The following is a 3,513-nucleotide window of genomic DNA, read 5'->3' as shown; positions in this document are numbered from 1 at the left end:
CTTTTAATTTTTCTATTTATAATCACAGACAACTTCAGTGCAGTAGGCCTATTACTGACTGCAAAATCAGTATTTAGATTTGGTGATCTGAGCAAAGCAAAAAATATGAAGTTAACAGAGTACGTATTAATAGGTACATTGCTTAGCTTTGGCATCGCAATTCTGGTAGGTTTGCTATTTAAAAACTATATGATATGAAAAAGATTTTAGGAGTTATACTCGCTACTATACTAATAATGATGGTTCTGTGGTATGCATTTATTTATTTTGCTAGCTATTCTGAAGGTTATCGTAGTGGTGAATTGATAAAATTTTCTAGTAAAGGTTTTGTTGTGAAAACATGGGAAGGAGAAATTTCTCAAGGAATAAGTGGTGCTCAAATTTTTTCTTTTTCTGTTATGAATAATCAGCCAGAGGTAATAGAAGCCCTGAAGGAATATCAAGGAGAATATGTGAAATTAAAATATGAAGAGAAATTTGGTACGTTTTTCTTTTGGGGTGATACTAAATATTTTATTACAGAAGTAACTCCAGAAAAAAGTCCTCATTTTAATCGTGATTGATTGTTTTAATTACGCTTTCGCGAAAGCGAGAAAAATAATCACCTCATATAATTATACCATATGAAAGACCAATTCAAATCTCCCGAACAGTCCAGAGTAATGTTATCCTTACTCATGCTACCTTCACATGCAAATTTTTCAGGCAAAATTCATGGTGGTTACGTATTGTCTCTTATTGATCAAATAGCATTTGCTTGTGCGTCAAAACATTGTGGTAATTACTGTGTAACTGCAAGTGTAGATGTAGTAGACTTTCTTGCTCCTATTGAAGTAGGTGAAATGCTCACACTTCGAGCCTCAGTAAACTATGTAGGTAATTCTTCTATAGTTGTAGGAATACGAGTTGACGCAGAGAATATACAGACCGGAATAACAAAACATTGCAATTCTTCATTTTTAACTATGGTTGCAAAAGATGAGAACGGCAATACCGTTTCTGTACCTGGCCTTAAAATAAGCAGTGAGACACACGTGAGGCGATTTGCTAGAGCGATTAAACGCAAACAAATTAAGCACAATAGTAATCAAGAAATAGCTGCTGCAAACTTTTCTGATCCAAAGTATCGAGAAGAGCTAAAAAAGTACAACGTAGAAATTAATCTTTAAATTTCTAATAATTCTTCATGAGACTCAAAAACGTAGCGCTGTAAATTATTTAAGGTTTCTTTTTTATCTGTTGTATTAATTAGCAACGATATGTTATTATTACTACCACCGTAAGAAATCATTCTTACAGATACATCTTGTAATATTTGAAACAGATGCGGAGTGTCTTGATGGTAGATTATATTGTTCCCAACCAGACATACTATACTCATTGAGTCGTCTACTTCTACACTTGCAATTTTTTCTAATTCTTGTACGATAGCGTTAATATGCGAGGCATTATCGATCGTGAGTGATACTGCAATTTCTGAAGTGGTTACCATATCGATAGGTGTCTCATATTTTTCAAAAACTTCAAAAACTCGCTTCAAAAAACCATGAGCCTGCAACATTCTAGCAGATTTAATTTTAATGGCATAGATACCGTCTTTTGCTGCTATTGCTTTAATTCCTTCTCCAGTTACATGGTGTGTTATTAATGTACCGTGCGCAGCTGGTAGCATCGTGTTTTTTAATCGTACTGGTATATTGAGATCTCTTACCGGCATAACGGTTTGTGGATGCAGTATTTTTGCACCGAAATAAGCTAGCTCAGCTGCCTCATCAAAAGAAATTTGTGAAATAGCTGTTGTATTTTCTACAAACCTAGGGTCATTATTATGAAAACCATCTATATCTGTCCAGATTTGAACTTCCTGAGCTTCTATAGCGGCTCCTATAATTGATGCTGTATAATCACTACCACCACGTTGTAGATTAGAAATTTGCCCTTGAACATCAAGACATATAAAACCTTGAGTGATAAATATATCAATGTGCTCGTTCTTACTTAAAATACGCTGTAAATTTTGTTTTATATAAAAAGCATCTGGTTCATTATTATTATCAATTCGCATGAAATCCAGTGCAGGCAGTAGCATTGCGTTAATACCTTCTTGCCTCAATAAGCTACTAAACAAATAAGTAGACAGTAGCTCTCCTTGAGCTACAATTTTATTATAACTGAAAGTAGTATAATCTAAAATTGTGATCTCCCTCAAGCTATCAAAAACCTTACTTATGTATTCCTGAGCTTCAGCTATTAAAAAATTCTCATTTAATAATTCACTTATAGTATGTACGTATTTCTTGTTCAATGTTTCAATTAGCTCTAAAGCTGTTGAAGATTCTTGAGAACAAATAGCATCAGAAATTTCTACTAAAGCGTTAGTCGTGCCAGACATGGCAGATAACACTACTACTTTTCTTGAACCATCTGTAATAATTTCTTTTACATGATTCATATTTTCTACAGAACCTACCGAAGTACCACCAAATTTTTGAACAAGCATATTCGTTTTTTATACAAACATAAAAATATATACTACTAGAAATAAAAAGATAACAGAAATTAGTCTAATTTTGCACATCTTGTTAAATAGTTAACAATTATGAAAACAGTGTCTGATTGTGTGGAAGAGATTCTAGTTACACAACCATTTCTTGAAGAAGCGTTATCTAGACGTATAATCAATTTTTCTGCACTTGCAGAAGAACTACAACCTTCTATAAGTGAAATGCTTAGAAAGCCTATAAAAACAGGAGCAATAATGATGGCATTGAGGCGCTATAAATCTCCTATAGGATTGCAACAGTCTCATCATTTAAAAAAAGTATTAAAAAATCTAGGCGATATAACCGTACGGTCTAACCTGACCGATTTTACTTTTAAAAACTCTAGCACACTAATATGGAGCCATAGCAAAGTATTAGAAATCATAAACCCAAATGTATTCTATGGATTTTCTAGAGGTGTTCATGAAAGTAATCTAGTCATATCAACTAGTGAAAAGAATCACATCTTAGAAAAATTTAGCAAGGAAACCATGACGAGTATGAAGGATAATTTGAGTGCCATAAGCCTTGCATTACCTACTAATAACACCCAAATTCCAGGTCTCTATTATCAAATATTTAAACGTTTTGCTTGGGAAGGCATCTCTCTTCACGAGGTTATTTCTACAACAAATGAATTTAGCGTATTAGTAGAAGACTTTGCTGTAGATAAAGCGTTTTCAGCGATCAAAAAGCTCAGTAATAGTTAATTATAAAAAGAAAGTTAAAAGTGTAATGTTTTAAAAGCTGGTAATTCCGCTTTCGCGAAAGCGAGATCATCACAAACAAATCTTTCTTAAAATACTCGTACGAGATTGAAACCAAAGTAAAACCTGCCATCCAACCAATCTCCAGTACCTTGGCTTAAGAAACCGTTAGTAAGCATAGGCTGGGCATTTGTGAAATGCATTTGAAACACGTGTCCACCAGTTTCAAGATCAACACCTATACTCAATGGATTTACATAAGG

Annotated in this window: 5 protein-coding genes and 1 pseudogene; 4 read left to right on the top strand and 2 right to left on the bottom strand. The window is 33.6% G+C overall.

The window, feature by feature from the left end; all coding sequences use genetic code 11:
- The 3 genes and pseudogenes from A9Q93_RS04000 to A9Q93_RS03990 all read left to right on the top strand — a co-directional run.
- Positions 1-198: pseudogene (locus A9Q93_RS04000) on the top strand (DUF3307 domain-containing protein); the annotation flags it as partial.
- A complete protein-coding gene (locus tag A9Q93_RS03995; RefSeq protein WP_303686083.1) occupies positions 195-563 on the top strand; it encodes a 6-phosphogluconate dehydrogenase in 369 nt (122 codons plus the stop codon). The pseudogene A9Q93_RS04000 and the gene A9Q93_RS03995, both read left to right, overlap by 4 nt.
- A gap of 60 nt (positions 564-623) precedes the next feature.
- Entirely contained in the window at positions 624-1,169 is a 546-nt protein-coding gene (locus A9Q93_RS03990; RefSeq protein ID WP_303686082.1) for an acyl-CoA thioesterase, read from the top strand.
- On the opposite strand, the gene A9Q93_RS03985 is transcribed toward A9Q93_RS03990, so the two are convergent.
- Entirely contained in the window at positions 1,166-2,500 is a 1,335-nt protein-coding gene (locus A9Q93_RS03985) for an aspartate kinase (RefSeq protein WP_303686081.1), read from the bottom strand. The genes A9Q93_RS03990 and A9Q93_RS03985 overlap by 4 nt on opposite strands.
- Positions 2,501-2,599: 99 nt before the next feature.
- On the opposite strand from A9Q93_RS03985, the gene A9Q93_RS03980 reads away from it, so the two are divergent.
- Positions 2,600-3,253 carry a hypothetical protein gene (locus tag A9Q93_RS03980; protein ID WP_303686080.1) on the top strand — a complete coding sequence of 218 codons (654 nt, stop codon included), beginning with the start codon at positions 2,600-2,602 and terminating at the stop codon, positions 3,251-3,253.
- A gap of 86 nt (positions 3,254-3,339) precedes the next feature.
- Here the strand turns inward: A9Q93_RS03980 and A9Q93_RS03975 are convergent.
- On the bottom strand, positions 3,340-3,513 hold a 174-nt coding region (locus A9Q93_RS03975), incomplete at its 5' end, for a DUF5777 family beta-barrel protein (RefSeq protein WP_303686084.1).

This window comes from Nonlabens dokdonensis, assembly GCF_002162835.1.
GTDB lineage: Bacteria > Bacteroidota > Bacteroidia > Flavobacteriales > Flavobacteriaceae > Nonlabens > Nonlabens dokdonensis_B.
This window is presented reverse-complemented; position numbering and strand designations above follow the sequence as displayed.

Excerpts from the sequence above, each read along its gene's own strand:
- A9Q93_RS03980 (WP_303686080.1), top strand. The coding sequence starts at position 2,600 with ATGAAAACAGTGTCTGATTGTGTGGAAGAGATTCTAGTTACACAACCA.
- A9Q93_RS03995 (WP_303686083.1), top strand. The coding sequence starts at position 195 with ATGAAAAAGATTTTAGGAGTTATACTCGCTACTATACTAATAATGATG.
- A9Q93_RS03985 (WP_303686081.1), bottom strand. The coding sequence starts at position 2,500 with ATGCTTGTTCAAAAATTTGGTGGTACTTCGGTAGGTTCTGTAGAAAAT.
- A9Q93_RS03990 (WP_303686082.1), top strand. The coding sequence starts at position 624 with ATGAAAGACCAATTCAAATCTCCCGAACAGTCCAGAGTAATGTTATCC.